General features: G+C 63.8%; 29 protein-coding genes. 10 read left to right on the forward strand and 19 right to left on the reverse strand.

The window, feature by feature from the left end; all coding sequences use genetic code 11:
• Nucleotides 1-3: 3 nt before the first annotated feature.
• The 12 genes from XM53_RS05780 to urtA all read right to left on the reverse strand — a co-directional run bounded on the left by XM53_RS05780 (nt 4) and on the right by urtA (nt 12,239).
• Nucleotides 4-450 carry a nucleoside deaminase gene (locus XM53_RS05780; RefSeq protein WP_082630764.1) on the reverse strand — a complete coding sequence of 149 codons (447 nt, stop codon included), beginning with the start codon at nt 448-450 and terminating at the stop codon, nt 4-6.
• A 10-nt stretch (nt 451-460) separates the two neighbouring features.
• Nucleotides 461-1,351 carry a polysaccharide deacetylase family protein gene (locus tag XM53_RS05785; RefSeq protein ID WP_057791170.1) on the reverse strand — a complete coding sequence of 297 codons (891 nt, stop codon included), beginning with the start codon at nt 1,349-1,351 and terminating at the stop codon, nt 461-463.
• A gap of 3 nt (nt 1,352-1,354) precedes the next feature.
• Nucleotides 1,355-2,440 carry an ABC transporter ATP-binding protein gene (locus XM53_RS05790; protein WP_057791172.1) on the reverse strand — a complete coding sequence of 362 codons (1,086 nt, stop codon included), beginning with the start codon at nt 2,438-2,440 and terminating at the stop codon, nt 1,355-1,357.
• Nucleotide 2,441: 1 nt separating this feature from the next.
• Complete coding sequence (locus XM53_RS05795) at nt 2,442-3,239, reverse strand: ABC transporter permease (RefSeq protein ID WP_057791174.1); 798 nt, start codon at nt 3,237-3,239, stop codon at nt 2,442-2,444.
• Nucleotides 3,236-4,087, reverse strand: coding sequence for an ABC transporter permease (locus XM53_RS05800; RefSeq protein WP_057791176.1), 852 nt, complete (start codon nt 4,085-4,087; stop codon nt 3,236-3,238). The genes XM53_RS05795 and XM53_RS05800 overlap by 4 nt, the downstream gene beginning before the upstream one ends.
• Nucleotides 4,088-4,196: 109 nt before the next feature.
• Entirely contained in the window at nt 4,197-5,330 is a 1,134-nt protein-coding gene (locus XM53_RS05805) for a polyamine ABC transporter substrate-binding protein (RefSeq protein WP_057791178.1), read from the reverse strand.
• 185 nt (nt 5,331-5,515) lie between these two features.
• Nucleotides 5,516-6,199, reverse strand: a complete 684-nt coding sequence (locus tag XM53_RS05810; protein WP_057791180.1) for a DUF1989 domain-containing protein — start codon at nt 6,197-6,199, stop codon at nt 5,516-5,518.
• A gap of 40 nt (nt 6,200-6,239) precedes the next feature.
• Nucleotides 6,240-6,935: an urea ABC transporter ATP-binding subunit UrtE gene (urtE, locus tag XM53_RS05815; RefSeq protein WP_144435473.1), complete on the reverse strand. Its 696-nt coding sequence runs from the start codon at nt 6,933-6,935 to the stop codon at nt 6,240-6,242.
• A 1-nt stretch (nt 6,936) separates the two neighbouring features.
• Nucleotides 6,937-7,677, reverse strand: coding sequence for an urea ABC transporter ATP-binding protein UrtD (gene urtD / locus XM53_RS05820; protein WP_057791185.1), 741 nt, complete (start codon nt 7,675-7,677; stop codon nt 6,937-6,939).
• A complete protein-coding gene (urtC, locus tag XM53_RS05825; protein ID WP_057791187.1) occupies nt 7,674-8,936 on the reverse strand; it encodes an urea ABC transporter permease subunit UrtC in 1,263 nt (420 codons plus the stop codon). Before urtC ends, urtD begins: the two co-directional genes overlap by 4 nt.
• A 1-nt stretch (nt 8,937) precedes the next feature.
• Entirely contained in the window at nt 8,938-10,893 is a 1,956-nt protein-coding gene (gene urtB / locus XM53_RS05830; protein WP_057791188.1) for an urea ABC transporter permease subunit UrtB, read from the reverse strand.
• Between the two features lie 71 nt (nt 10,894-10,964).
• The gene (gene urtA / locus XM53_RS05835) at nt 10,965-12,239 is read right to left on the reverse strand and encodes an urea ABC transporter substrate-binding protein (RefSeq protein ID WP_057791190.1); all 1,275 of its coding nucleotides are present in this window, start codon (nt 12,237-12,239) and stop codon (nt 10,965-10,967) included.
• A gap of 90 nt (nt 12,240-12,329) precedes the next feature.
• On the opposite strand from urtA, the gene XM53_RS22965 reads away from it, so the two are divergent.
• From XM53_RS22965 to ureG, 10 genes are all read left to right on the forward strand, one after another.
• Nucleotides 12,330-13,022, forward strand: a complete 693-nt coding sequence (locus XM53_RS22965; RefSeq protein WP_236544427.1) for a hypothetical protein — start codon at nt 12,330-12,332, stop codon at nt 13,020-13,022.
• 122 nt (nt 13,023-13,144) lie between these two features.
• Nucleotides 13,145-13,978 (forward strand): urease accessory protein UreD, encoded by an 834-nt coding sequence (locus tag XM53_RS05845; RefSeq protein WP_057791194.1) that lies wholly within the window; start codon nt 13,145-13,147, stop codon nt 13,976-13,978.
• A 6-nt stretch (nt 13,979-13,984) separates the two neighbouring features.
• Nucleotides 13,985-14,287: an urease subunit gamma gene (locus tag XM53_RS05850; protein ID WP_057791196.1), complete on the forward strand. Its 303-nt coding sequence runs from the start codon at nt 13,985-13,987 to the stop codon at nt 14,285-14,287.
• 20 nt (nt 14,288-14,307) lie between these two features.
• Nucleotides 14,308-14,883 (forward strand): HupE/UreJ family protein, encoded by a 576-nt coding sequence (locus tag XM53_RS05855; RefSeq protein WP_057791198.1) that lies wholly within the window; start codon nt 14,308-14,310, stop codon nt 14,881-14,883.
• Nucleotides 14,884-14,887: 4 nt separating this feature from the next.
• Entirely contained in the window at nt 14,888-15,193 is a 306-nt protein-coding gene (locus tag XM53_RS05860) for an urease subunit beta (RefSeq protein WP_057791200.1), read from the forward strand.
• The gene (locus XM53_RS05865; RefSeq protein WP_057791203.1) at nt 15,193-15,507 is read left to right on the forward strand and encodes a hypothetical protein; all 315 of its coding nucleotides are present in this window, start codon (nt 15,193-15,195) and stop codon (nt 15,505-15,507) included. The genes XM53_RS05860 and XM53_RS05865 overlap by 1 nt, the downstream gene beginning before the upstream one ends.
• A gap of 4 nt (nt 15,508-15,511) precedes the next feature.
• On the forward strand, nt 15,512-17,272 hold the full coding sequence (gene ureC / locus XM53_RS05870; protein WP_057791205.1) for an urease subunit alpha: 1,761 nt from the start codon (nt 15,512-15,514) through the stop codon (nt 17,270-17,272).
• 5 nt (nt 17,273-17,277) lie between these two features.
• Entirely contained in the window at nt 17,278-17,754 is a 477-nt protein-coding gene (locus XM53_RS05875) for an urease accessory protein UreE (RefSeq protein WP_082630766.1), read from the forward strand.
• The gene (locus XM53_RS05880; RefSeq protein WP_057791207.1) at nt 17,744-18,382 is read left to right on the forward strand and encodes an urease accessory protein UreF; all 639 of its coding nucleotides are present in this window, start codon (nt 17,744-17,746) and stop codon (nt 18,380-18,382) included. The genes XM53_RS05875 and XM53_RS05880 overlap by 11 nt, the downstream gene beginning before the upstream one ends.
• Nucleotides 18,379-18,990: an urease accessory protein UreG gene (ureG, locus tag XM53_RS05885; RefSeq protein WP_057791209.1), complete on the forward strand. Its 612-nt coding sequence runs from the start codon at nt 18,379-18,381 to the stop codon at nt 18,988-18,990. Before XM53_RS05880 ends, ureG begins: the two co-directional genes overlap by 4 nt.
• A 137-nt stretch (nt 18,991-19,127) precedes the next feature.
• On the opposite strand, the gene XM53_RS05890 is transcribed toward ureG, so the two are convergent.
• The 7 genes from XM53_RS05890 to XM53_RS05920 form a co-directional block, all read right to left on the reverse strand.
• On the reverse strand, nt 19,128-20,042 hold the full coding sequence (locus XM53_RS05890) for a LysR substrate-binding domain-containing protein (RefSeq protein ID WP_057791211.1): 915 nt from the start codon (nt 20,040-20,042) through the stop codon (nt 19,128-19,130).
• 59 nt (nt 20,043-20,101) lie between these two features.
• Complete coding sequence (locus XM53_RS05895; protein WP_057791212.1) at nt 20,102-20,776, reverse strand: DUF1028 domain-containing protein; 675 nt, start codon at nt 20,774-20,776, stop codon at nt 20,102-20,104.
• Nucleotides 20,773-21,192 (reverse strand): RidA family protein, encoded by a 420-nt coding sequence (locus tag XM53_RS05900; RefSeq protein WP_057791214.1) that lies wholly within the window; start codon nt 21,190-21,192, stop codon nt 20,773-20,775. The genes XM53_RS05895 and XM53_RS05900 overlap by 4 nt, the downstream gene beginning before the upstream one ends.
• 79 nt (nt 21,193-21,271) lie before the next feature.
• Nucleotides 21,272-22,426 (reverse strand): aromatic ring-hydroxylating oxygenase subunit alpha, encoded by a 1,155-nt coding sequence (locus XM53_RS05905; protein ID WP_057791216.1) that lies wholly within the window; start codon nt 22,424-22,426, stop codon nt 21,272-21,274.
• Nucleotides 22,427-22,439: 13 nt separating this feature from the next.
• Nucleotides 22,440-23,708 (reverse strand): flavin-containing monooxygenase, encoded by a 1,269-nt coding sequence (locus XM53_RS05910; RefSeq protein WP_057791218.1) that lies wholly within the window; start codon nt 23,706-23,708, stop codon nt 22,440-22,442.
• A gap of 357 nt (nt 23,709-24,065) precedes the next feature.
• The gene (gene sucD, locus XM53_RS05915; protein ID WP_057791220.1) at nt 24,066-24,938 is read right to left on the reverse strand and encodes a succinate--CoA ligase subunit alpha; all 873 of its coding nucleotides are present in this window, start codon (nt 24,936-24,938) and stop codon (nt 24,066-24,068) included.
• Nucleotides 24,938-26,104 carry a succinate--CoA ligase subunit beta gene (locus tag XM53_RS05920; protein ID WP_057791222.1) on the reverse strand — a complete coding sequence of 389 codons (1,167 nt, stop codon included), beginning with the start codon at nt 26,102-26,104 and terminating at the stop codon, nt 24,938-24,940. The genes sucD and XM53_RS05920 overlap by 1 nt, the downstream gene beginning before the upstream one ends.
• Between the last annotated feature and the right edge of the window lie 177 nt (nt 26,105-26,281).

A 26,281-nucleotide genomic window follows, 5' to 3' on the forward strand; every position in this document is an offset into this window, starting at 1 on the left:
CGTTTATTCCGCGATATCCTCTGCCCACAGTTCGGGGCGCTCGGCGATGAAGCGCTGCATCAGCGCGATGCAGTCAGGGTCGTCGACGATCACCACCTCGACGCCGCGTCTGCGCAGGAACTCCTCGTTCCCGCCGAAATTCTGCGTGTCGCCGATGACGACGCGCGGAATGCCGAACTGAACGATGGTGCCAGAGCACATCATGCAGGGGCTGAGCGAGGTATAAAGCACCGTGTCGCGATAGGTGGACTGGCGGCCCGCCTTGCGCAAAGCGTCCATTTCGCCGTGGGCGATGGGGTCGCCTTGCTGGACGCGCTGGTTGCGGCCTTGGGCCACGACTGCGCCGCCGCGGGCGAGGACCGAACCGATGGGGCACCCGCCCTCGTCGAACCCGGCCTTGGCCTCGTCATAGGCGATGCGCAGCAGGCGCGTGTCGTCGTCGGTCATCATGGCCTGTCTCTTATCCTTGTTGCGCGGGGGGCGTGGTGAAATAGGGTAGAGGTTCGACGGATGGCGACCATGTGCCGGCGTTTTCCAGGGCTGTCATGTGATCGGCGATGCCGCCTAGTGTGGTGAACCAGACCTTGCGGGTCTTGAGCACGCCTTCGATCCATTTTTCGACCTGCCGCCAGCGGGCCAGCCGCCCGGTCAGGAAAGGGTGCAGGATCAGCATGAAAAAGCCGCCGGCCTCGTATTGCGACTCGAACTCTTCCCAGAACGCGGCCAGCCCTTCGGACGGAGACTTGACCGGCATGAGGTATCCGATTTCGTCGTAATGCGCGAAGGGGGGCCAATCATCCGTGCCCCAGTGCACGGGCATTTCGTAAAGCCGGCCTTTGGGGGCTTGCAAAGAATGAGGGATGTCGTCGCCCATGAGCGAGCTGTCATAGGTCATCCCGTGTTCCAGCATCAGGTCGACGACCTCGTCGGTGATGTTGTAGACCGGGGCGCGATAGCCGCGCGGAACCTTCCCGCAGATGCGGCGATGCGCATCCAGCGCCCGTTCGAACGGTTCGCGCTGGTTGCCGTAGGTGGCGATGGGGTCTTCGTGGATCCAGCCGTGGTGGCCAATCTCGTGCCCGTCCTTGAGGATAGCTTCGACGGTGTCGGGGTAGGTCTCGATACACCATCCGGGGATGAAAAAGGACTGTTTCAGCCCGAATCGGCGATAGGTTTCAAGAATGCGCGGCACGGCGACGTTGGGGCCGTAGCGGCCCATGCTGGTCGGATAAAGCCGGCGATGGCTGTCTTCGGGCCGCGCGATGTGAATAAGGCTGTCGGCGTCCATGTCGAAGGTGATGGCCACCGCGCAGCGCGCCTTGTTGGGCCAGGGAATCGGATTGCGGATCATAGTTCAGTCACCGTCGAGCATGTGGGCATTTTCCGTCTCCCAGCTGAGCCAGACCTGCGATCCGGCATGCAGATCGTAATTCATCAACTGGCGTTCCTGCATCTGTACCTTGAATTCCTGCCCGTCGCCACTTTCGAGGAAAAGCGTTACGACCGAGCCGATGAACTCTTCCGAGATGACTTTCGCGTGCACCCTGTTGGCCGCGGTGGGCTCTTCGAGCGATAGCGACACGAGGTCGGCGGAGACGACGAAGCTGCGTTTCGTTCCTGTCTGCGGTTCGGTTTCGGGCGTCTCGACCATGAAGGTGCCCGCCGGCGTGGCAAGGCGGGTGGTCTCGGAACTGGCTTCCTTCACCGTGCCGGTCAGGATGTTGTTGCGCCCCACGAACTCGGCCACGAAACGGTTGGCGGGGGCGCGGTAGATATCCTTGGGCGTGCCTATCTGGGCGATGTCGCCCTGGCTCATGATCACCACGCGGTCGGCCATTGCGAAGGCCTCGGATTGAGAGTGGGTGACGTAGACGAAGGTGATGCCCAGTTCCTTTTGTAACTGCGTCAGAACGCCCTGCATCCGGATCACCAGGTTGGCGTCGAGCGCCGACAGCGGCTCGTCCAACAGCAGCATCTGCGGCTCCATCACCAGGCTGCGGGCCAGCGCGACGCGCTGTTTCTGACCGCCAGACAGAGTGTCGACGCTGCGGTCGGCGAATTCCCCGATATGCATCCGGTCCAGCCATTCGAGCGCGCGGCGCTTGCGCTCTGCCTTGTCGACGCCGCGCATCTTCAGCCCGAATTCGACGTTTTCGCGCGCGGTCAGGAACGGGAAGAGCGCCAGCGACTGCCAGACCAGCGGCGTGTCGCGGTCATGGGGTTTGACGTCGTTCATCAGGCGACCGGCGATGCGGATCTCACCCCTCGTGGGCTGTTCCAGTCCCGCCAACATGCGCAGGGTCGTCGTCTTGCCGCAGCCCGAGGAGCCCATGATGGCGAGGAACTCGCCGGGCTGGATATCGAGGGTCATGTCGCGCACCGCCACGAAATCGCCAAAGCGTTTCTGGACATTGCGGAAGGTGACGAGTGGATCGGACATTTCAGGATGTTTTTCTTATCTGGCGGCTGATGAAGAAGACCTGCGCGAGGATCACCAGCGTCATGGAGGTAAGGAAGACGAACGTGCCGATGGCGTTGACCTGGGGGTCGATATTGCCCTGCACGATTTCCAGGATGGCGACCGGCACCGTCTTGTTGAGGCCCGAGACGAACCACGCCACGGCGAATTCATCGAAGGAGACGGCCGCGGTGAGGCAGAGCGCCGAAACGATGGCGGGCGCGCAGAAGGGCAGGATGACGTGGCGCATCGCCTGCCATTCGCTACCGCCGAGGTTCCAGGCCGCGGCCTCCAGATCCGGGTCCATCTGTTGCAGGCGAAGGCGGATGATGGCCATGGCGAAAGGGGCGGTCAGCACCGAATGGGCGATGATGATCGACCAGAGTTGTCCCGAAAGGCCCAGCCGGGACAGCCACGCCAGCATGGCCAGCGCCATGATGATCAACGGGATCGTGGGCGGGAGCAGGATCAGCGCCAGATACGGCCCCTTGAAGCGAAAGCTGTAGCGGAAGTCCGAATAGGCGGTGGCGAAGCCCAGGATCGTGCCCAGCACCGCGCTGCATCCAGAGACGATCAGGGAGTTGAGCGCGGCGCGCCAGATATCCGGGTCGGCGAGGATCTTTTCATACCATTCGGTCGAGAACTCGCCCAGCGGGATCGTCGGGAACCGCTGGGAGTTGAGCGAGAAGACGAGGCTGAACACGATGGGTGCGAAGACGAAGATGAAGATCAGCAGGACGTAGAGCCCGAGGACGATGTTGAGGGCGCGATTTCCGGTCATCTTGCCCCCTTCGGCTTGCGATAGGCCAGCGCGATGGCGGTGAAGGCAATTGCGAAAAGCGTGAGCATCATCATGATCGCCACCACGGCGGCGCGCGGCCATTGTTGGCCCGACTTGGTGGTGTCGAGGATCAGGATCGGCAGGGTCGGTTCCTGGCTGCCGCCGAGGTAGAACGGCGCGATGAAATCCCCGAACGACAGGATAAAGCAGAAAAGTGCTGCGATGATCAGCCCGGTTTTCGACAGCGGGATGACCACGCGCCAGATGGTGGCTAGCGGCTTGCACCCGAGGTTGCGCGCGGCCTCGATCAGCGTGCGGTCGATATTGGCCATGGTCACGGTTTGCAGGATCACCGCCAACGGCAGGGTCAGGGTAAGGTACCCCACGACCGTGCCGAAATGTGTATTGAGCATGGTGTAAGGGCCAAGGCCGACATAGCCCAGGAGCGCGTTCAGAACCCCCGTCTCTGCCAGGATCACGTACCAGGAAAAGGTGCGCACGAGGTAAGAGGTAAAAAACGGAATGATCAGCAGAAAGATCGCCCAGCGGCGGAGGTTTTCACTGGCGCGAAAGGCCAACGCATAGGCTGCGGGAAAGGCGATGAGCATGGCGATGGCGGCGCTGAGGGACGCGATGAAAAGCGTGTACCAGTAGCTGTCCCAGACATAACCGCGGCCCAGCATCTTTTCCCAGTTCACGAAGTCGAAGGCCGGTTGCATCCGGTAGTTGCGGACAACGAAGAACGAGATCGCGACCATGAACAGGACCGGCCCGACAAAGAAGACGAGCTGCCACAGGATGATGGGCAGACGCCACGTGAGGGCGTAGAGATCGAGGCGTTTAGTCATCGTTGGCGGTACCGGATCAAGTGAAGCGCACCCCGCCCCGGGCCTGACCCGGGGCCTCATGCGCAAAGGGTCCGATGCCCCGGGTCAGGCCCGGGGCGCGGGAGGATGCTCAGGCGTTCTTGTACTCCGACCAGAAGTCGTTCCAGTCCTCCAGCGATTGCTGCTGGGGAATGTCGCGGTAATGGATGCGCCCCTCGTTGATCAGCGCGATCGGGTCGTTGGGCATACCCTCCATCTGGTGGCTGCGCTTGGCTTCCTTGGGATCGACCTCTTGCAGCATCGCGCGGCCCGCCTTGGTGATGCAGAAGCCGGGATAGGCGGCCATCTGCGCCGATTTCACCTGGCCCTCCGGCGACAGCATGTACTGGATGAATTGCTTGCAGATATCGGCCTTTTCGCTGCCGATGCCGATGGAATAGCTTTCGGTCCACTGGATCCCGCCCTCGTTCGGGATGACCGACGCCACGGGCGCGCCATCGCGTTCCAGAACGCCGGTGATCCAGTCGCCGATCCCGACCATCGCCTGCATTTCGCCGTTCTTCAGGCCGTTGAAGGTGCCGCCATAGTCGAAAAAGCCGCCGACCTGCTGGCGCAGCGACATGGTCGTTTCCTGCACTGCCTGCCACTGGTCCTCGTCGAGATCCCACAGGCCGGCGCCATTGCCGTTCTTGAGACTCATCATGCCAAGGCTGGGCAGGTGCCAGTCGAAATGGCCGACCTTGCCTTCCAGTTCGGGCTTCCAGAAGGCGTCATAGCTGGCGGCCTCCTCGGCGCTGACCGAATTGGTGTTGTAGCTGACGCCGAGGTGCCCGCCGCGGACCATCATCGAGAAAAGCTTGTCGTCGGCCCAGTGGCCGGGGAACTTCTCGAAGTCCGGGTGCAGCATGTCGTCGAACGGATAGTCGGCGGCATTCAACTCTTCGATGTATCCCAGCGCGTTGAGCTGCTGCACGAACTCGGCGTCCGACAGGATAAGGTCGTAAGTGCCCGGAGGCGATTGCGCGATGAGTGCTAACATATTGTCACCGCCTGCATAGTATTTGGGCACGAACTTGACGTTGTTGGCCTCTTCAAAGGCGCCGACGATGTCGGGTTCGCCGTGTCCATACCAAGCCAACATGTTGATTTCGGTGGTCTGCGCCCAGGCCCGGCTGACGAAAGGCGCGCTGAGGGCGACACCCCCGCCAAGCCGCAGAACATCACGTCTAAGGAATTGTTTTTTCTTGTTTTTATCGCAACTCATCTCGGTTGTCTCCCCGCTGGTTTCAAGCTGTATTTTTATGGGAACCACACGCAGGAATCGCACGCGTGCCGTTACCGAAAAAGGTTACCCAGTTTCGATGATGAACGGAAATTTTACACAGTCCGGTCGGCAGGTCGCGCAGACCTGAAACCTGCTTCTTTTCGTGCCATCCGCGCCTCAGAGGATCAACCTGCGGTAATCGCGAACGCGAGCGGGCCGGGCGCGACGCCCTCGCCATTGACAGGGGTCAGATCCTGCGGGCAGGCGGACATGACGACGATGACGTCGACGTTGGCGCGGAACGACATGCGATCGCCGGGGGCGGCGACGGGCGGGGCGAAGCGGGTTACGCCGTCCGGGGCCACGGGCACGTTCATCCACAGATTGAAAGGTGCGGGGATCATCGGCGCACGAAGGCCAATGGCGATCAGCGCCATGCGCAGATTGTCGGCACAGTTGTCGTGGTAGGCGGTGCAGCCAAGTTGGCGATAGCGGGCGTGATCGCAAGAGGCGATGACCGTGTCGTGCACGCCGGGCGAGGTGTCTTCGGTGATCGTCAGAAGCGTGCGGCGCAGGGTGCTGACCAGCGGGTCGCCGACCTTTGGAAAGATCGTACCGAGCGTCGTGTGCAGGTGTGCCATGGACAAATGCTCATGCATGTTTTCAGTCGCGAAGGCCCAGAAGTCGCAAACCTGATGGCCGCTGGGATTGATGACGGTGAGGGTCTGGCCCTTCGCCACGCGGACCGCTATGCCGCAGCGGGCCTCGACCGGGTAGGTGCGGCCCGGCTCTGGCGTGCCATCGGGGGAAATGGCGAGGGTCAGGCTGGCATTCGTGCCGTCGGGCTGGCCGGGATCATAGTGTTGCATGGCGTATTCTAGGCCCAATGGCGCGCATCCGCCAAGCGGGTCAAATCGCGGTGCTTTCGGCCAGTTGGTCGCTGGTCAGGCTGTCCTTGTCGCCGTTCAGTTTCACCGCGCCGCGTTCGATCACATAGAAACGATCGCCCAGGTCGAAGGCAAAGCTGAAATACTGCTCGACCAGGATGATCGCGATATCGCCCTTGGAGCGCAGCAGGCGGATCGCTTCGCCGATCTGCTGGATCACGTTGGGCTGGATGCCCTCTGTCGGCTCGTCCAGCAGCAGGACCTTGGGTTTGGTGATCAGCGCGCGGGCGATGGCAAGCTGTTGTTGCTGACCGCCCGACAGGTCGCCGCCGCGCCGTGGCATGAATTCCTTGAGGATGGGAAAAAGGTCGAAAATGTCGTCGGGCAGGTGGCGTTCACTGCGCGGCAGGCAGGCGAAACCGGTTTCCAAGTTTTCCTCGACCGTCAGGAACGGAAAGATGTCGCGCCCTTGGGGCACGTATCCGACGCCGCGCCGTGCCATGTCATAGGCGCCCAGCTTGCCGATGGTTTCCCCCGCCAGCATGTACGTGCCGCCGGAGCGGGGATGCGTGCCGGACAGGGCCTTCAGCAAGGAGGTCTTGCCGACGCCGTTGGTGCCCATGATGCAGGTGACCTCGCCCAGGCGCGCCCCCATGTCGATGCCGTTCAGGATCTGGCTGCCGCCGTAATGCAGGGTCAGGCCCTCGACGTTCAGGATGTCATCGGCCAAGATACACCTCGATCACGTTTTCATTCTTGGTGACATGGTCGATCGAGCCTTCGGCCAGCACCGAGCCTTCGTGCAGGACAGTGACCTTGCAGCCGAGGCGGCGGACGAATTCCATGTCATGCTCGACAACTACCACGGCGCGCGTTTTTGCGGCCTCGCGCAGAAGGTCGGTCGTCTTTTCCCGCTCGGCTGTGGTCATGCCCGCCGCCGGTTCGTCCACCAGCAAAAGCTGTGGATCCTGCGCCAGCAACATCCCGATTTCCAGCCATTGTTTCTGCCCGTGCGACAGCTCGCCCGATTTGCGCGTCAGCGCCTGCGCCAAACCGATGGTCTCGGCCATTTCGGCCACGCGGTCGCGGTCTTCGGCGCTGGGCTTGAAGAACAGCACGGCGAAAGGCGAGCGGGGTTTGCGCAGGGCCATCATCAGGTTGGCCTCGACCGTCTGATCCTCGAATACGGTGGGCCGCTGAAACTTGCGGCCGACACCCGCCATGGCGATGGTGCTTTCGGATTTGCCCAGCAGGGAGATGGGCGGTTCGCCCCAGAGCACGCGGCCCTCGTCGGGCTTGGTCTTGCCGGTCACCACGTCCATGAAGGTGGTCTTGCCGGCGCCGTTTGGGCCGATGACGGCGCGCAACTCCCTGTTGCGGATCGAGAAGGACAGGTTGTTCAATGCCTTGAAGCCGTCGAAGCTGACCGAGACGCCGGATACCTCCAGAAGCTGGCTCATTCGCTGGCCTCCTTCTCGCGTAGCGCGCCCTGGTCAGGACCCAGGTCCGCGCCGTGGCGGTTGGGCGTCAGGCGATCCGCCAGCAGATCGAACAGTCCGCCGATGCCCTTGGGCGCAAAGAGCGTGACCGCAACGAAGGACACGCCCAGCAGAACCGTCCACCAGTCAACCCACTGGATGCGCCAGTTGCCCAGCACGATGTCGGGGGCCTGTCCGCCGGTGAACCATGTCGACAGAAGCGACACGAAGGCAGCCCCGATGACCGCCCCGTAAAGCCGCCCGCGCCCGCCGATGGCGACCCAGACGGCGAGGTAGATCGAGGCGATGGGCGCCAGTTCGGCGGGGTTGATGATGCCGGCCTGCGGGTAATAGAGCGCGCCGGCGATGCCCGCGATCACTGCCGATAGCGTGAAGACAAAGAGCTTATAGGACTCGACCGGGTAGCCGAGGAACCGCACACGCGCCTCGTCATCCCTTATGCCGCGCAGGACCGAGCCGAACTTGCCCGAGACGACCCAGGTGGCCAGCCAGAACCCCAAGGCGAGCGCGAGCGCCGAGGCCCAGAGGAACCAGACCGAGACGACGGATTGCGGGACATTGCCAAGGCCCGGAAGGTTTTGCAGGCCCGAGAGGCCGTTGTTGCCGCGTAACCCGCTGTCGTTCTGAAACAGGTAGAGGGCAAGCGCGAGGGTCATCGCCTGCGTCAGGATCGACAGGTACACGCCCGTCACCCGGCTGCGGAAGGCGAACCAACCGAAGACCAGCGCCAAGAGGCCAGGCACCAGTACCACGGCGGCCAGTTGCAGGGGCAGCGAATGGGCGACCGCCCAAATCGGCGGAAACTCGGACGCGCCGACGACACCGAAAATCTGGCTGGCGATACCGTCCGAGATCTGTTCGGGCGTGGGCGGCAGTGCTTGCGCGGACATGCTTTCGACCACGATCAGGCGGGTGCGCTCGTACATCAGCCACATGCCGATGGCGTAGCCACCCAGCCCGAAAAACGCCATATGCCCCAGCGACAGGATTCCGCAATAGCCCCAGACAAGGTCCATCGCCAGCGCCACGAGGCAGAGGCAAAGTGTCTTGCCCAGCGTCTTGACGAAGCTGGTGGAAATCAAGCCGATGCCGAAGCCTTCGGACAGGATGGTGACGCCGACCGTGAAGAGCGCAAGGCAGGCCATGAAGATCAGGATCGCCGGAAAGCGCAGGACCAAAGGCTGGCGCGGGCTGGCGCCGGAGAGGGTGCTGTCGGTCATATCACGCCTCCGCCGCCCGGCCCTTGAGCGCGATGATGCCGCGCGGCCGGAACTGGATGAAGAGGATGATGAACAGGATCATGTAGGTCTGCGCCGCCAGCGTGTTCGACGGGTTCAGCCATTCGATGCCTTTCTGCAGCGAGCCGACGAGCGTGGCGCCTAGAAGCGTGCCCCAGATGTTGCCGACGCCGCCCACCACCACGGTCATGAAGCTTTGCACGATGTAGTCGGCACCCATCTCGGACGTGACCTTGGCGTAAAGGCCGATGGCCACGCCCGCGATGCCCGCGATGCCCGAGCCGAAGCCGAAGGTCAGCATGTTGATCCGGTCGGGGTTGATCCCCATCGAGGCCGCCATGCGCGGGTTTTGCGTGACCGCCCGAACCTCCAACCCCAGCCGTGTGCGGTTCATCACCAACAGGAACAGGGCGAGGAACAGGAGCGCCAGCACGAAGATCGCGATGCGAATATAGCTGATCGAGACGATGTCGTTGAACACCAGCGACCCGTCGAGCCAGCCGGGCGCGGTCAGCGGACGGGCCTGCGTGCCGAAGATGTTCTTGGCGATCTGTTGCAGCGCGATCGAGATGCCGAAGGTGGCCAGCAGGGTTTCCAGCGGGCGGTGATAAAGCCAGCGGATCACCAGCCGTTCCATCGCCACGCCCGCCGCGAAAGTCACGGCAAAGGCCAGCGGGATGGCGAGGATCACCGACAGCGTCTGGTCGGGGATTATCTGCTGCACGACAAAGCCTGTATAGGCGCCCATCATGATGAACTCGCCATGGGCCATGTTGATAACGCCCATCACGCCGAAGGTGATGGCAAGGCCGATGGCGGCGAGGAAATAGATTGACCCGAGCGAGATGGCGTCGAGCGCAAGATCGGCGGCCTGGTTGACTGCGACACGGGTCTCGATGCCGTTGAGTGCATCCATCGCGGCCAGCGCGACAGCGGGCGGCGCGCCGGTGAAGACCTCGTAGAACGCGTATTCGCCAAGCGTCTCGTCGATCTCGGGCTCGGTGGCGACAGGGTCCACAGTCCCCTGCTCGGCAAGCTTGGCATAGGCCATGTCGCGGGCGTCTTCGGTGTCGAGCGTGGCAACCTGGATGCCCGCCACGGCCTCTCCGTCGATATTGGCCACGAGTGCCGCGGCCTTGTCGGCGCGGCTGATGCGGGGCTTTGCGATGCCTTCCGAGACCAGAAGGTCATAGGCATCTTCGCGCGGCAGAGCTTCTGACCCCGGCTTCAGGACACGAGCGACTTCGGGGCCGTCGGGGGTGACTTCCGCGGCTTCCAGACGGGTGGTGACCAGCGGGTTCAGCGCGCCACGCAGGTCGACGCCAAGATCGCCCTGAAAGCCCTCGATGGCGGCGATGCGTTCTTCCTCGGTTTCACCGAACCGGATGGTCAGCAAACGCTCGAGACGTTCGGCGCGGGCTTTCAGTGTCGGGCTTGTCTCAGTCTCGATCGCCTCGCGCAGGGGGGCGAGGTGCGAGGCTTCGGCGTCACGCTCGATATTGTCGATGGCAGTGCGGCGGGTGGCGACGTCTTCGGCGGTCAGCTGGAATTTCACCAGCGCAGCACCGATCATTTTGCGCACCCCGGAATTGGGCTTTGACTGCTCAAAGGCGTCGTCGGGCAATTCGCCGAGCGCCGTGTCTCCGGCAAAATCGAAGCCGCGGATCGTGTCGCGGTCGATCTCTTCGGCCCAGATGAACAGGCCGGTCTCGGTGTTTTGCCACAGCTCCTTGTCCTGCCATTTGCGCAGGACGGTTTGCGCCTCGGGCAGACCGCTTCCGGCGATGGCGTCGATGGTGGGGGCGACCTTGGTGCGCGATGGCTTTGCCAACTGCCCGGCGTGCTCCTGCAAAAGCTGCTGGATCGGCGCATCGGCCTGCTGTGCCGCGGCGGGCAGGGATGCAATCAGGAGCGTGAGGATCAGCAACAGGCGTGCCATGCACGGGCCTCCGTAGGGGAAACAGAAGGGGGTGAAGGGCAGCGCGGGGCCGCCCTTCGGGTCTCAGGAGATCAGTAGTTCGACTTGATCTGCACGCAGGTCTCGGTCTCGGTGTTGTACATACCGCACTGAAGCTCCTGCCAATCGGACTTCAGCACGGCCGATTCCGGCAGGTAGTCTGTCCAGGCGTCGCCCGGGACTTCCTCGGTCTGGCTGATGATGTCGAACTGTCCGTCGGCCTGGATCTCGCCAATGAGGACCGGCTTGGCCAGGTGGTGGTTGGGCAGCATGACGGCGGTGCCGCCGGTCAGGTTCGGAAATTCCTGCCCGTACATCGCCTCGCGCACGGCGTCGACCTCGGTTGTGCCGGCTTCTTCAACGGCGTTCACCCACATGTTGAAGCCGATATAATGCGCCTCCATCGGGTCGTTGGTCACGCGGTCGTCACCCATTCGGGCCTTCCATGCCTCGATCCACTCGGCATTGGCGTCGGTGTCGGCCGACTGGAAGTAGTTCCACGCGGCCAGGTGACCGACAAGGTTCGAGGTGTCGAGGCCCGACAGCTCTTCCTCGCCCACCGAGAAGGCGACAACTGGGATGTCATCGGCCGAGACGCCCTGTGCGGCGAGCTCCTTGTAAAAGCCCACGTTGGCGTCGCCGTTGATCGTGGAGATCACGCCGACCTGTTTGCCGCCGGCACCCAGCGCCACCACGTCCGACACGATCTTGGACCAGTCGGAATGGCCGAAGGGCGTGTAGTTGACGAAGATGTCCTCGTCGGCGATGCCCTTGGATTTCAGGTAGGACTCAAGGATGTTGTTCGTGGTGCGGGGATAGACATAGTCGGTGCCCAAGAGCGCGAAGCTTTCGACGCCGAGTTCCTCAAGGAAGTAATCCGTGGCCGGGATCGCCTGCTGGTTCGGCGCCGCGCCGGTGTAGAACACGTTCTTGGAGCTTTCCTCGCCCTCGTATTGAACCGGATAGAACAGAAGGCCGTTCAGTTCCTCGATCACCGGCAGCACGGATTTGCGGCTGACCGATGTCCAGTTGCCGAAGATCACGTCGACTTCGTGCACGGTCAGCAACTCGCGCGCCTTCTCGGCGAAAAGCGGCCAGTCGGAGGCCGGGTCGACGACCACGGCTTCCAGCTCGCAGCCCAGAACGCCGCCTTTCTCGTTCTGCTGTTCGATCAGCATTTCCATCGTGTCCTTTAGAGTCGTCTCCGAGATCGCCATCGTGCCCGACAGCGAGTGCAGCACGCCCACCTTGATCGGGCAGTCCTGTGCGAAGGCCGGAGCCGACAGGGCCGTCAGGACCGCTGCTGTGCTCAGAAGTTTCTTGATCATGTCAAATTCCCTTTGCGTAACGCGCAGGGTTCTTGTGAGCCGAAATCGGATGTCCCATATGTCCCCCACGCAAATCGATTGCGGAGTGCGGTGGTGCTTCTGGATTGCAAGACAGGCACCATCGCACGTTCGAGCGGGCGGAAGCCGCCCGTCGGACATATTGGTTCCACAAGATTCTGCGCTGCGGCGACGATTCCGGCGGTCAGGGACGCCTTTACTGCCGCAGCGGTCTATTTATTCAGCGGTTTTTGGTGCGACCGCCTGTTTTTTCGACGGCGCGGTGTTGAGTTGCCATCAGCTTTCCAGAAGAAAACTCCGGCAGAAGCCGATTTCCGCATCGGCTCGTCGCCGTGCCCAGCGTGCCTGGTCCGGATCGCGGGAGAAGTGGGCGGCGCTGAGAATTTGCGCGTGGACGCGCTTGGCGCTGATGCGATGCGCCAACAATTGGCTGCGCTGATTGGCCGAGGCTACGGCCGCGAGCATCTGCTCGAAGCGTGCCCGACTGGTTTCCAGAAGGTCAGCCTTGGGATCTTGGACCAGCCAGGCATGTTCCAGTTCTGCGGAAAAACGGCCTGTGCAGGCGGCAAAAACTTCGGACAAGGGCAAGGCGGACGGCGCGGTGCCGATCCAGAGGCAGCAAAGTACGAAAAAAGTTCTAAAACCGCACATGTCTTGATCATCGCGCCGAAAATTCGGGCGAACAACTCCTGTAATCGACCGGATGCTCCCTTTTTGGCCGGCTGTGTTCCGGTTGTACCGGTTGCGCCCAAAAACCAGGCATAACCTCCAAGGCCTGCAACTTTGTTAATCGTCGCGGCTGGGGCGCCGTGTGCCGTCGCTGCGGAAGGTGGAATAGGTGCACCGCTTGATGCTGGCTTTGCACGTTGCGACCAAAGAAGGCTGCCATGCTTCTTGCCCCGGACATCACGGCTCATTCCGACGCCACGGCCCTGCCAAGGGCTACGGGGCATTTGCGCGTTTCGTCCAAGCTGCGCGACGGGCAAAGTGTTCTGGAGGGGCTGCACAGTGCGGGCTGCGCCCGGGCGCTGTTCACGCGCCGGACCAATGCGGTCGAGGCGGTCGTGGTGAACACCTCGGGCGGTCTGACCGGGGGCGATCGGTTCGACATAGAGGCGACGGCGGGGAAAGACAGCCGTCTTGTCGTCACGACTCAGGCGGCCGAGCGGGCATATCGCAGCAATTCGGGCGCGGCGAGGGTGCGGTCGCGGCTGCATGTCGGGGCGGGGGCGACGCTGTGCTGGCTGCCGCAGGAGCTATTGGTGTTCGACGGCGCCGCGCTGGACAGGCGGCTGGAGGTCGAGATTCACGATACGGCAGAGTTCATCATGGCCGAGCCGGTCGTGTTTGGTCGCCTTGCCATGGGCGAGACGGTCGCGCACGCCGATTTCTTTGACCGGGTCATCGTGCGCCGTGGCAATCGTCCAATTTACGCGGATCGGGTGGCGCTGACTGGCGACATTCCCGTGCGGCTGGCACAGGTGGCCGTGGCGGCGGGGATGACCGCGATGGCAAGCGCGCTCTATGTGGGACGCCGGGCGAAAAGCCTTTTGCCCAAGGTGCGGGCGCTGCTGCCGGCGACCGGGGGCGCAAGCCTCATGTGGCCGGATGTACTGGTGATGCGGGTGCTGGCGCGCGACGGCTTCGAGCTGCGCCGAACGCTGTGTCCGGTGCTTGAAACCCTGTCGAATGCGGCCCTGCCAAGATCCTGGAGGCTTTGACCCAAGATGCAACTGACGCCCAGAGAGAAAGACAAGCTGATGGTGGCCATGGCCGCCGAGGTCGCCCGCAAGCGGCTGGCCCGGGGGGTCAAGCTGAACTACCCCGAGGCAATCGCGCTGATCACCGACGCCGTGGTCGAGGGCGCCCGCGACGGACGCTCGGTCGCCGACATGATGGAGGCCGGAGCCGGGGTCATCACCCGGGGCGACTGCATGGAGGGTGTCCCCGAAATGATCCACGAAGTGCAGGTCGAGGCCACCTTTCCCGACGGCACCAAGCTTGTCACCGTACACAACCCCATTCGCTGACCCGACAGGAGACCTGACCCATGCGACGCCTTGTTTTGACACTCTTTCCCGCATTGGTGGCCGCCGGGCCTGCCTTTGCCCATCTTGATCCGGGCGCGCACGGCTCCTTTGCCGCGGGGTTGTCGCATCCGGTCTTCGGGGCGGACCATATCCTGGCAATGGTGGCGGTGGGCCTGTGGGCCGCAAGTCTTGGCGGGCGGGCGTTCGTGGCCTTGCCATTGGGCTTTGTGGGCGCGATGGCGCTGGGGTTTGTGGTATCGCTGGGCGGTCTGCCGCTGCCGATGGTCGAGCCGATGATTCTGGTTTCTGTCCTTGTGTTGGGTGTGCTGGTCGCCACGGCGGTTCGGTTGCCGCTGTCCGCAGCAGTTGCGATCACGGCTGCGATGGGACTATTCCACGGCCATGCTCACGGGGCCGAAATAGGCGGTGCGGCGGCGCTCAGCTATCTTGCCGGATTTGTCACCGCAACGGCGGCGCTTCATGCGCTGGGGGCCGCCGCGGGCTGGGCGCTGGGCCGGTTCGGCGGCGCGCTGGTGGCGCGCGGAGCCGGAGCCGCTGTCGCGATCGGCGGCTCTGCGCTGGTCATGGCGGGATAAGACCATGATCCCCGGAGAAATCTTTCCCGCCGAGGGCACGCTGGAACTCAATTCCGACCGCCAGGCGATCACGCTGGAGGTCGCAAACACCGGCGATCGACCCATTCAGGTGGGCAGCCATTATCACTTCGCCGAGACGAACCCCGCGCTGAACTTTGACCGCGACGCCGCACGCGGTCATCGGCTGGACATCGCCGCCGGCACAGCCGTGCGGTTCGAGCCCGGTCAGCGCCGCGAGGTCCAACTGGTCCCGATCGGCGGGGGCCGGCGCGTCTTTGGTTTCAACCAGCAGATCATGGGCGAGTTGTGATGGCGCGTACATTCACCCCGATTGACCTGTGGTCGAATGCGTTTCAGGCCGCGATGATAGTGGCCGAGGCGCAGGCGGTCATCGCCATGCGCGTGTGGGGCCTCGCCGGTGTCTGGTCGGTCACCCCGTCCGAAAACAGCCGCATGGTCAGCGAAAAGGTCTTTGCCCTGACGCGGGCCGCGACCAACGCAGGGGCTGCCACGATGCGTGGCCGCCGGGCGGATCAGGTCGTCGCCGCGGCCATGAAACCGGTCCGGCAAAAGACCCGCGCCAACGCCCGCCGCCTGGCCCAGCGTGGATACAAGAAGAGGTAAGCCGATGCCCGCCACGATTTCTCGTTCCGAATACGCCGCCATGTTCGGCCCCACAACGGGTGATAAGGTTCGCCTGGCCGATACCGAACTGATCATTGAGGTGGAGCGCGACCTGACCGCACTGAACGCCGGGGCCGCCGCGACGGGCGGGACCGGCGGGAACGCGGCGCTTTACGGTGAAGAGGTCAAATTCGGCGGCGGCAAGGTGATCCGCGACGGGATGGGACAAAGCCAGGTGACGCGGGCCGAGGGGGCGGTGGATACGGTCATCACCAACGCGCTGATCCTGGATTATACCGGCATCTACAAGGCGGATGTGGGCCTCAAGGACGGTGCGATCCACAAGATCGGCAAGGCGGGCAACCCCGACACCCAGCCCGGCGTGGATATCGTGATCGGCCCGGGAACCGAGATCATCGCGGGCGAGGGGCGCATCCTGACCGCCGGCGGCTTTGACAGCCACATCCATTTCATCTGTCCGCAACAGATCGAAGACGCGCTGCATTCGGGCCTGACGACGATGCTGGGCGGCGGGACCGGGCCCGCGCACGGCACGCTGGCCACCACCTGCACGCCGGGACCCTGGCACCTAGGGCGGATGTTGCAGTCCGCCGATGCGTTCCCGATGAACCTTGCCTTTGCCGGCAAGGGCAACGCCTCGCTGCCCGCCGCGCTGGAGGAACAGGTCATGGCCGGGGCCTGCGCGCTGAAGCTGCACGAGGACTGGGGCACGACCCCGGCGGCCATCGACTGTTGCCTGTCGGTAGCCGATGCGATGGACGTGCAGGTGATGATCCACACCGACACACTGAATGAAAGCGGGTTCGTCGAGAACACGGTCGCGGCGATGAAGGGCCGAACGATCCATGCCTTCCATACCGAGGGTGCGGGAGGGGGTCATGCGCCGGATATCATCAAGATCTGCGGGCAGTCCAACGTGCTGCCGTCTTCGACCAACCCGACGCGGCCGTTCACGGTCAACACGCTGGAAGAACACCTGGACATGCTGATGGTGTGCCATCACCTCGACAAATCGATCCCCGAGGACATCGCCTTTGCCGAAAGCCGGATCCGCCGCGAAACCATCGCCGCCGAGGACATCCTGCACGACATGGGGGCGTTCAGCATCATCGCCTCGGATAGCCAGGCGATGGGCCGGGTGGGAGAGGTGATCATCCGCACGTGGCAGACCGCCGACAAGATGAAGAAACAGCGTGGAAGGCTGGAAGACGAGACCGGCGACAACGACAACCTTCGGGCCCGCCGCTATGTCGCCAAGTACACGATCAACCCGGCCATCGCGCATGGCATTTCCGATCACATCGGGTCCATCGAGGAAGGCAAGCGCGCCGATCTCGTGCTTTGGAAACCGGCTTTTTTCGGAGTGAAGCCCGAGATGGTGCTGATCGGCGGGTCGATCGCCTGTGCGCAGATGGGCGACCCCAATGCCTCGATCCCGACGCCGCAGCCGGTTTACTCGCGACCCATGTTCGGCGCTTATGGCCGTGCCGTCGAGGCGTCTTCGGTCACCTTCGTGTCGGCGGCGGCGCATGACGACGGCATCGGCGACACGCTCGGGATCGCCAAGCAGACCCTGCCGGTGCAGAACACCCGTGGCATCGGCAAGGCGGACCTCAAGCTGAACGATGCCTGCCCCGAGATCGACGTGAACCCCGAAACCTATGAAGTGCGTGCCAATGGCGAGCTGCTGACCTGTGAGCCGGCCAGCGAACTGCCAATGGCGCAGCGCTATTTTCTGTATTGAGAGCCATGACAAAACTTCCCGTAGCCCAGAAAATCAAACCTGCCGGAACGTGGCGCGGCGTGGCCGCACGCTGCCCGCTGACCTACGAAGACCGCTTTTTTCGCCGCCGCAAGCTGACCGTCGAGGAGGGCTGGTCGATCATTGCGGATTTCGAGCAGACGGTATCGTTGAACGACGGCGACGCGCTGGAAACGATGGAGGGGCTGCTGGTTCGTATTGTTGCGGCGCCCGAGGCGCTGTTGGCGGTGACCGGTCCTGATCTCGCCCGACTGGCCTGGCATATTGGCAACCGGCACACGCCCTGCCAGATCGAGGCGGAGCGCCTGCTGATCCGGGACGATCCGGTGATCGCGCATATGCTGGCGCATCTGGGGGCGACCACGATCAAGGTGACCGAGGCGTTCCGGCCAGAAGGTGGCGCATATGGGCACGGTCGTACGCACAGTCACGAACACGGGGCCTCGGCGCATCATGCCCACTGACGCACGGTTGCTGACCCTGACGCAGTGGCTGTCGCCTTCTTATCCCATCGGCGCCTTCGCATGGTCGCACGGTGTGGAGCAGGCGATTGCGGAGGGGCGGATTGCCGACGCGGCGGGGCTGGAAGCCTGGCTTCGCACCTGTCTGCGCGAAGGCTCAGGCCGGTCCGATGCGATCTGGTTGAGACTGGCGGCGGGGGCGGGTGACGTACATGATCTCGATGCAGAGGCTCGCGCCTTTGCGCCATCGTCAGAGCGGCTGGCAGAGACGGTGCGGCAGGGCGCGGCGTTTGTGCGAACGACAAACGCCGTCTGGGAGCTGGATCTGCCCAAGCTGGTGCTGCCCGTGGCGGTGGGGCGGGCGGTGCGGATCAGGGCGCTGGAACCTGACGCGGCTGTGCTGCTTTACGTGCAGGCGTTCGCGTCGAACCTCGTCTCCGCCGCGCTGCGCCTGATGCCATTGGGACAAACCGAAGGGCAGCAGGTTTTGGCGGCCCTTCAGGACGATATCATGAGCCTCGAGGCCGAGACGCGTGGCGCGACCCGTGACGACATTTTCAGCAACGCGTTTCTGTCCGACATCGCGTCGATGCGGCACGAAACCCTCGAACCAAGGCTTTTTCAGTCATGACACGGATGAACGGCCCCTTGCGCATCGGTATCGGCGGCCCGGTCGGCGCAGGAAAAACGACCCTGACCGCCCGCCTGTCGGAGCGCCTGAAAGACGAGTATTCTATCGGGGTGATCACCAACGACATCTACACGCAGGAGGATGCCGAGGCGCTGATGCGGATGCAGATCCTGCCTTCGGACCGGATCATCGGGGTCGAGACGGGCGGCTGCCCGCACACCGCGATCCGCGAGGATGCGTCCATCAACCTGGCCGCCGTGGCCGAGATGCGAGAGCGGCACCCGGATGTGGAACTGGTGCTGATCGAATCCGGTGGCGACAATCTGTCTGCCACGTTCAGCCCCGAACTGGCCGACCTGACGATCTATGTGATCGACACCGCCGCGGGCGAGGAAATCCCGCGCAAAGGCGGGCCGGCGATCACCCGGTCGGATATCCTTGTGATCAACAAGACGGACCTCGCGCCGCATGTCGGTGCGTCGCTTGACGTGATGCGTGACGACGCCACGCGGGTGCGGCAGGAGCGACCTTTTCTTTTCACGTCACTCAGGAAAGGCGACGGGGTCGACGAGGTGGTGGCCGAGATCAAGAGCTTGGCGGGGCTGTGACAGCGGCCCCACGGGCGACGCACTTGAATTTACGAAGACGCGCCAGTGATCAAACATGACGTCCCTCGGCGCGAGATTGCCCGGATGGCTGACGATCTCGGATCCGATCAGGCGGCGGAACCGCGGCGACTTATCGGTCATCTCAACGCCTCGTCATGCAACTCGTGGCGCGCATGTTCCAAGAATGCAGAGTTGGTCCGGCTGTTCAAAGCGCCGGGCAGGCTCAGCATACCCATCGCCATCGGAGCGACATCACCCGCAAGTGGCACGAAGCTGAGCGGTTTGCCATCGGGCGCGCTGGTGCTGCGCGGGCGGAAATTGGCGATGGAATAGCCAAAGCCGTTGGCCACGAGGCTGCGCATCACCGCCATGTCGCGGGTGCGTTCGCTGATCGTCGGGCGCAGGTCCGCGCGCGTGAAGAAGGACAGAAAGTAATCCGCGCTCATCGGCAGGTCCAGCAGGACCATCGGGTGCGGCGCGAGGTCCCGCACGGTCAGGCTGTCGCGCCCGGCGAGCGGATGGTCGGGGGACAGAAGCACGAAGGGCGCGAGTTCACGTATGGGATGGAATTCCATGTCGGCGGGCAGGGTCATGTCATAGCTCAGCGCAAGGTCGATCTCGCCCCGGCGCAAGCCCGCGAAAATGTCGCTTTGTGTAAGTTCGACTTGGCTCATCCGTACCTCGGGAAAACGCGCCTCAAAACTGCGGCGCAGACTGGGCAGGACGATCTGGGCGAAGGTCACGAGGCAACCGACACGCAGCGGCCCCTGAACGGTGCCCGAGACCGCACCGGCGAGGCGGACCAGTTCCGTCGCCTCGCTCAAGACCGATTGCGCCTGCAAAGAAAGTGCCCGGCCTGCTTCGGTCAGGCGCAGCCCGTGCGCGTGTTGCCGGACGAACAGCGCGACGCCGAGTTCCGCCTCCAGCTGCGAGATCGCGGCCGAGATCGAAGGCGACGAGACATTGAGCTTTTGACTGGCCGCGGCGATGCTGCCGCTTTCGCCGGCGGCAATGAAATATTCCAACTGGCGCAGGGTGAACCTGAGGGGCATGGGCGGGCTCTTGCTGGGTCCGGCCATGGTGGCGTTTTCGCGGGTCGTCGTCCAGTGCCTCAGTCGTCGCCGGGCACGCCGTAGGACGGCGCCTCGCGCGGATCGACGGCGCGTTGCACGTAGGCGTCGATCTGCGGCTTGTAGACCTTCCACGCGTCGGCGACGGTCTCGATGGGGCAGTCCTCTGTCCAGTCGCAGCGCAGATCGGCCACGGGCCACGCGACGCGGTCGACGATTTTCAAGCCTGCCGAGTGCACCGGTCCGGCCTCGCCCCCTGCCGCAAGACCCGCTCGCATGGCCGCCAGCAGGCGGTCGCCGATATGGCCTTCGGCCTCTGTAAAACCCGCCACGATTGCCGCGGGGACGCCTTCGTTGGCCAGAAGATTGCCGCCCGAGGCCACGTCGGGCCCTTCGGCCTGGGTCCAGATGCCCAGAGAGTTGGGGCCGGAATGGATCGCGGTGCGGCCCTCGGCATCGACGGCCAGGACCTGCCGGTACTCGATGAAGGCGCCGCGCTTTTGCACCTCTGCGATGGCGTCGGGCGCGGACAACCCGCTTCCCATCAGGTCGAGCGTCAGGGGTCCAAGCGTCGGGTCGGTCACGTTTTGCGACGCGACGGCGCCGACACCGGCGCGCGCATAGGAGCAGCGCGCCGCGACGGCGGGCGACGAGGACGAGATGGCGATACCGAACATGCCGGTGTCGGCGCAGCGGGCAACGAGGGAAAATGTCATGCCGGGATGACCGCCGTGCCGTCGATCTCGACCAGCCATTCGGGCCGCGCCAGCGCCTGCACCACCAAGCCGGTCGACACCGGGTGCACGCCCTTGATGTATTCGCCCATCGTCCGGTAGACCGCCTCGCGGTGGCGGACATCGGTGATGTAGACGACGACTTTAACCAGATGGCTCATGTCGCCTCCCGCCTCCTCGATCAGCTGGCGGATGTTCTGCATCACCTTGTGGGTCTGTTCCACGGGGTCGTGGCTGTCGATATTCTTGGCATCATCCAGGTTCTGCGGGCATTGGCCGCGCAGCCAGACGATCTTGCCCGAGCCCTCGGTCACCACGGCCTGGCATAGGTCGTTGTCGAGGTTCTGTTCGGGATAGGTATCGGACGTGTTGAAGGGGCGGATGCGGGTGTGGGCCATGCGGGCTGCTCCGTTACGAATGATAGATCGGCCTTAGCCGAAACGCGCGGGGTTGTCAGGCGCTTGCCTGGCTGAGGCGCTAGAGTTTCGGCTCGAAGCTTGGGTCGATCCGGCTCATAAGGTATTGCGCAAAATCGAAATTGGGTCGTTCGAGATGCGACAGGTGCCCCGGCTCGGCCCCGTCGGCGCAAAGCCCGCGATAGACCTTCTCGGTACAGCCGCGATCCTCGATATTGACGTCGTCCAGCAGGGCCTTGAGATCGGCCAGGTTCTGTTCCGCCTCGGCGTCGCCGGCGTAATCGTTCGACATGCCGCCCCCAAAGCGGATGCGCACCTGCGACGGGCCTTGGGGATGCAGGCTGAGATACCAGAAATAACCCGGGGTCAGGGTGATCATCAGGCTGGGATAGACCGCGATCAGATAGGTCATGCGGCGCTCCTCGCTCGCCAGGCGCGTGTTGCTCGGGTGCGCCATGGCGATGCGCAGGGAGTCGTCCTTGAGGATCGTGTGATAGTTGAAGGCGTCGTGACCCGGAGGGCAGACCATCTCTTCCAGCTTCGACAGGCCCCCGATGGTGCCCGCGTGGCAGACCGGCAGGTGATAGCTTTCCATGAAGTTCTCGGCCAGCACCTTCCAGTTCGTGTCCCAGACGTGTTCCTCGAAAAAGGTCTCGGTGTAGTTGGTCATGTCGTAGCCGGCGATCATGCGTTCCAGTTCCGACAGGCGCGATGCGACGGGTTCGGCCTCCGGGTTCAGGGTGATGAAGACCCAGCCCAGCCATTCCTCGCAGCGGATTTCGGGCAGGGCGTAATCGGATTTGCAGAAGCCGGAATTGCCGGACATGGCGGGCGCGCCGCGCAGCGAGCCGTCGAGATTGTAGGTCCAGGCGTGGTAGGGGCAGACGATGGATTTGGTGTGCCCGCGGCCATGCAGGAGCGTCGACATGCGGTGGCGGCAGACATTCGAAAAGGCCTTCAGGTCGCCCTCGCGGTCGCGCAGGACGATGACTGGCTGCTCGGCCAGCTCGCAGGTGACGTAGTCGCCCGGCTTGGTCAGGGCGTCGGCCCGCCCGACGCAGAACCATTCCTTGCGGAAGATATGCTCGATCTCGGCCTGCAGGAACGCATCGGTCTTGTAGACCTCGGGCGGCATGGCGCGGGCCTGTTCGAACGGCGCCGAGACATTGGCGCGCAGGGCGTCGATCGGGTTGGCGATGGGCTTGGCGAGGGTCATGCTGTGGCTCCGGTCACTCGGCTGCGGCGGCACTGGGCATCGGGCGATAGTCGCGGTAATTGCGCTGAATAGCGATCTGGTCGGCCACATGCGCCGCATCGTGCCACACCCCCCAGATAAAGGTCGAGCCGCGCCGCGATTGCCACGGCAGGCCAAGGAAATAGATGCCCGGCTCTTGCGACACGCCGCGATTGTGAATTGGCGCGCCCTTGGCGTCGAACGTGTCGACCTTCATCCAAGAGAAATCCTGGCGATAGCCGGTGGCCCAGATGATCGTGCCGATGCCTTCGGCTGCAAGGTCCAGCGTGCGGACCGGGTTGGTCAGGCAGTCGGGGTCGGGCAGGAACTCTCGAGCTTGCGGCTCCTCGGGAAGGTCGAGGCCGTGGCGCGCGGCATAGGCGTCGCACTGATCCAGCAAGTCAATGTAGTAATCGTCGCCCGCCTTCATGTTGGCCTGCAGGTCGTCTCCGATGATCAGCTTGCCGTCTTTGTAGTCGTTGGCGCGGCCCAGAAGCGTCATGCCCTCGCGGGCCAGCTTGCGGAAGTCCACCGTTTTGCCGCCTTCGGCGCCGCTGACCGAAATCGTGACATGCTCGGTGCCCGGCGCCTTGGCCGGCACATCCCACAGGCCCAGCACGCCCAGCCACCAGCAATAGTCCCGGCCCCGGTACATGCGCGGCGGACGGTCATGCGGCCCGACGCACAGGAAAACCTTGCGGCCCGCGCGTTGCAATTCGTCGGCGATCTGCCCCCCGGAAGAGCCCGCGCCCACCACAAGCACCGCTCCCTCGGGCAGGGCCTCGGGGTTGCGGTAATCGGCCGAATGCAATTGGGTCAGGCCCGCGCTGCCCGGGACGATCTCGGGGATAACCGGGTGCTGAAACGCGCCGGTGGCGGCCACGACCGAGCCAGCCTCGATCACGCCGTCCGAGGTGGTCACGGTGAATCCGGGGCCGCCGTCGTTGCGCTCCAGTCGCTCCACCGCGACGCCGGTGCGGATCGGCGCTTCGATCATCTGCGCATAGGCGGTCATGTACTCGGCCACCTCTTCCTTGGGCGGAAAGGCTTCGGGGTGCGAGGCCGTGAATTCCAAGTTGGGGAACCGGTCGTGCCAGGCCGGGCCGTTCGCCACCAGCGAGTCCCACCGCCGCGTGCGCCACGCCTCAGCGATGCGGTTCTTTTCCAAAACGATATGGGGGATGCCGTGTCGACGGAGATGCTCGCTCATGGCGATGCCGGCCTGGCCTGCGCCGACGACCAATGTGTCGGTGTGTTCGGTCATCTCTCGTCTCCCGTCATAATGCCGTTTTCCGAAACGCCGTTCATCGGAATCTTCATGGAATGCAGTCTGGCCCACGGCGCGAGCCCGCTGACCTTTCAGCACCAGACCCAAAAGCGTCCCGGCTTGGAATTGAAGTGCCACGTTACGCGCCAGGGGAAAAGAAAAACGTCCCTTAGGTCTGCTTAGGCAAATCCTAAGGCTGCAAGCCGGTGCACTCAGCACCGGCTTGCGCGGCGCTGAAATCGGTCGCAACGGGTTTGGGTTTCCGAGCTTCAAAAGCCCGCAGCCTTCGACCGTCATGACCATGTCTCGCATGGTGCCGCCGGTCTTTCGATGCTGCGCTGAGACGCGCAGGGGCTATGACAGGCAGGAGTTTACACTGCGCACCACGTCGCTTGCGTCCTTGGCGATGACGACGCCCGCGTCGCGCAAAAGCGACGTCTTCTCGTCCGCCGACAGGTTGCCGAACACCGAAAGCGTCCCGGCATGGCCCATCCGGCGGCCGACGGGGGCGTGGCGACCCACGACAAGGCCCACCACCGGCTTGCCATAGTCGACCGAGGCAAGGTACTCGGCGGCTAGCTCTTCCTCGCGGCCACCCATTTCACCGATCAGGACAACGGCCTTGGTATCGTCGTCGTCCCGAAACCGTTCCAGGCAGCCGACAAACCCGATCCCGTGCAACACGTCGCCACCCACACCAACCGTCGTCGACTGACCCAGGTTGGCGGCGCTGCAACTGGCCAGCACCTCGGAGGTCAGCGAGGCCGAGCGCGAGGCGATACCGATGTGACCGGGCTTGGCGTCGACGGTCGGCATCACGCCGATCTTGCACTGGCCCGGTGTCAGAATGCCTTGGCTGTTGGGACCGATCAGGACAGTGTTCGAGCTTTTCAGTGCATCCTTCACGCGGCGCATGTCGTGCTGCGGTACGCGTTCGGTGATGCAAACGACCACCTCGATTTCGGCTTCAATCGCTTCGATCATGGCGTCGGCGGCCTTGGGCGCGGGCACGGTGACTAGGCTGGCATTGGCCTTGGTCTCTTTCACGGCCTCGGCGCAGTTGTGAAACACCGGCAACCCCAGGTGAGACGTGCCGCCACGCCCCGGGCGCACGCCGGCCACGCAATTCGTGCCATAGCGCATCGCCTGGTCGGTATAAAAGGTCCCGGCGCGGCCCGTCATGCCCTGCACAAGAAGGCGCGTGTTTTCGTCGACGAGAATGGCCATCAGCGTGCCCCCATGGATGCGATTTCGACCGCGCGGTTCACGGCTTCGGACATGGTGCTGCAAATCTCGACCGGGACCTTGCGGTCGACCAGTATGCGCTGGCCCCATTCCGCGTTCTGTCCCGCCAGCCGTGCGATCACGGGCTTGCTGCCCTTGTTGCGCGAATAGGCGAAGTTGACGCCTTCTGCGACGGTGTCGCAGACGGTCATGCCGCCCCCATGCACGTTCAGCAGGATGGCCGTGACCGAGGGTTCCTGAAGCAAAAGTTCGACGCCGCGGGCGATGTCCATACTGGTGGCTGTCGTGCGGATGTCCATGAAGTTGGCAGGCTTGCCGCCCGCGTCCATGATCATGTCGTTGGTGGCCAGCCCCAGCCCCGCGCCATTGACCACCACCCCGAGGTTGCCGGTCAGCTTGACGAAATTGATGTTGCTCTTCTGGGCGGTGGTCTCCACCGCGGGCAGGCCCTCGCCAGAGACCATTGAGTCCCATTCCGGATGCCGGAAGGCGGCGCTGGCATCCAGCGCGACCTTGGCGTCTATGGCCATCCATGTGCCGTCGGGCGTGCGCACGAAGGGGTTGATCTCCAACAGGGCCATGTCGTTCTCGATGAACGCTTCGCTGGCCGATAGCAGTTGTTCGACCGCCTTTTCGTCCTCCATTCCGATGCCGGAGAGGAACTCGGTCAGACCGGCGCGATCCGCATCAATGCTGCCGGTCAGGCTGTGTTTGGCGACTTCGCTGGCATTCATCTGCGCCTTCTGTTCGAACTCTACGCCGCCATCCGGGGACGCCACCAGAAGCGGCGCGCCGGTGTCGGGATCCAGCGCGAAGGCAACGTAATACTGGGCGTCATGCTTGACATCGGCCTCGACATAGACGGCGTGGACCGTTTCGCCGATGGCTCCGGTCTGGTTGGTGACCAGTTGCTTGCCCAGCAGCTTTGCCGCCTCGTCCTTGACGGCAGAGGCGGTGGCAGCGAACTTGATGCCGCCCGCCAGACCGCGGGCACCGGACGTGATCTGCGCCTTCACGACGAACTTGCGCGCCGGGATATTGGCGCAGGCGGCCTCGGCCTCGTCCGCAGTCCGGGCCATCTTGCCGGGCGGCACCGAGACGCCGTACTGGGCCAGCAATTCCTTGGATTGGTATTCTGCAAGCAACATGCGCGGCCTCCCCTCTGCGATGGCTTCTTGGTGTTTGGTATACCAAGAACAGAAGCCATGTCAATGAGACGATTATGCGAGGTGTTTGCGCATGGCGCCAGCCCCCTTGGGGAGATACAAATGTATCAATCCCGATCCGCGTGGCGAGGCTCCCTCGTTGGGGTTGACCGTAGGGCG

The organism is Roseovarius atlanticus, assembly GCF_001441615.1.
GTDB classification, from domain to species: Bacteria; Pseudomonadota; Alphaproteobacteria; order Rhodobacterales; family Rhodobacteraceae; genus Roseovarius; species Roseovarius atlanticus.

Bases quoted from the DNA above. Each gene is read 5' to 3' on its own strand.
- XM53_RS05780 (WP_082630764.1), bottom strand. From the start codon at position 450: ATGATGACCGACGACGACACGCGCCTGCTGCGCATCGCCTATGACGAG.
- XM53_RS05785 (WP_057791170.1), bottom strand. From the start codon at position 1,351: ATGATCCGCAATCCGATTCCCTGGCCCAACAAGGCGCGCTGCGCGGTG.
- XM53_RS05790 (WP_057791172.1), bottom strand. From the start codon at position 2,440: ATGTCCGATCCACTCGTCACCTTCCGCAATGTCCAGAAACGCTTTGGC.
- XM53_RS05795 (WP_057791174.1), bottom strand. From the start codon at position 3,239: ATGACCGGAAATCGCGCCCTCAACATCGTCCTCGGGCTCTACGTCCTG.
- XM53_RS05800 (WP_057791176.1), bottom strand. From the start codon at position 4,087: ATGACTAAACGCCTCGATCTCTACGCCCTCACGTGGCGTCTGCCCATC.
- XM53_RS05805 (WP_057791178.1), bottom strand. From the start codon at position 5,330: ATGAGTTGCGATAAAAACAAGAAAAAACAATTCCTTAGACGTGATGTT.
- XM53_RS05810 (WP_057791180.1), bottom strand. From the start codon at position 6,199: ATGCAACACTATGATCCCGGCCAGCCCGACGGCACGAATGCCAGCCTG.
- urtD (WP_057791185.1), bottom strand. From the start codon at position 7,677: ATGAGCCAGCTTCTGGAGGTATCCGGCGTCTCGGTCAGCTTCGACGGC.
- urtC (WP_057791187.1), bottom strand. From the start codon at position 8,936: ATGACCGACAGCACCCTCTCCGGCGCCAGCCCGCGCCAGCCTTTGGTC.
- urtB (WP_057791188.1), bottom strand. From the start codon at position 10,893: ATGGCACGCCTGTTGCTGATCCTCACGCTCCTGATTGCATCCCTGCCC.
- urtA (WP_057791190.1), bottom strand. From the start codon at position 12,239: ATGATCAAGAAACTTCTGAGCACAGCAGCGGTCCTGACGGCCCTGTCG.
- XM53_RS05845 (WP_057791194.1), top strand. From the start codon at position 13,145: ATGCTTCTTGCCCCGGACATCACGGCTCATTCCGACGCCACGGCCCTG.
- XM53_RS05850 (WP_057791196.1), top strand. From the start codon at position 13,985: ATGCAACTGACGCCCAGAGAGAAAGACAAGCTGATGGTGGCCATGGCC.
- XM53_RS05855 (WP_057791198.1), top strand. From the start codon at position 14,308: ATGCGACGCCTTGTTTTGACACTCTTTCCCGCATTGGTGGCCGCCGGG.
- XM53_RS05860 (WP_057791200.1), top strand. From the start codon at position 14,888: ATGATCCCCGGAGAAATCTTTCCCGCCGAGGGCACGCTGGAACTCAAT.
- XM53_RS05865 (WP_057791203.1), top strand. From the start codon at position 15,193: ATGGCGCGTACATTCACCCCGATTGACCTGTGGTCGAATGCGTTTCAG.
- ureC (WP_057791205.1), top strand. From the start codon at position 15,512: ATGCCCGCCACGATTTCTCGTTCCGAATACGCCGCCATGTTCGGCCCC.
- XM53_RS05875 (WP_082630766.1), top strand. From the start codon at position 17,278: ATGACAAAACTTCCCGTAGCCCAGAAAATCAAACCTGCCGGAACGTGG.
- XM53_RS05880 (WP_057791207.1), top strand. From the start codon at position 17,744: ATGCCCACTGACGCACGGTTGCTGACCCTGACGCAGTGGCTGTCGCCT.
- ureG (WP_057791209.1), top strand. From the start codon at position 18,379: ATGACACGGATGAACGGCCCCTTGCGCATCGGTATCGGCGGCCCGGTC.
- XM53_RS05890 (WP_057791211.1), bottom strand. From the start codon at position 20,042: ATGCCCCTCAGGTTCACCCTGCGCCAGTTGGAATATTTCATTGCCGCC.
- XM53_RS05895 (WP_057791212.1), bottom strand. From the start codon at position 20,776: ATGACATTTTCCCTCGTTGCCCGCTGCGCCGACACCGGCATGTTCGGT.
- XM53_RS05900 (WP_057791214.1), bottom strand. From the start codon at position 21,192: ATGGCCCACACCCGCATCCGCCCCTTCAACACGTCCGATACCTATCCC.
- XM53_RS05905 (WP_057791216.1), bottom strand. From the start codon at position 22,426: ATGACCCTCGCCAAGCCCATCGCCAACCCGATCGACGCCCTGCGCGCC.
- XM53_RS05910 (WP_057791218.1), bottom strand. From the start codon at position 23,708: ATGACCGAACACACCGACACATTGGTCGTCGGCGCAGGCCAGGCCGGC.
- sucD (WP_057791220.1), bottom strand. From the start codon at position 24,938: ATGGCCATTCTCGTCGACGAAAACACGCGCCTTCTTGTGCAGGGCATG.
- XM53_RS05920 (WP_057791222.1), bottom strand. From the start codon at position 26,104: ATGTTGCTTGCAGAATACCAATCCAAGGAATTGCTGGCCCAGTACGGC.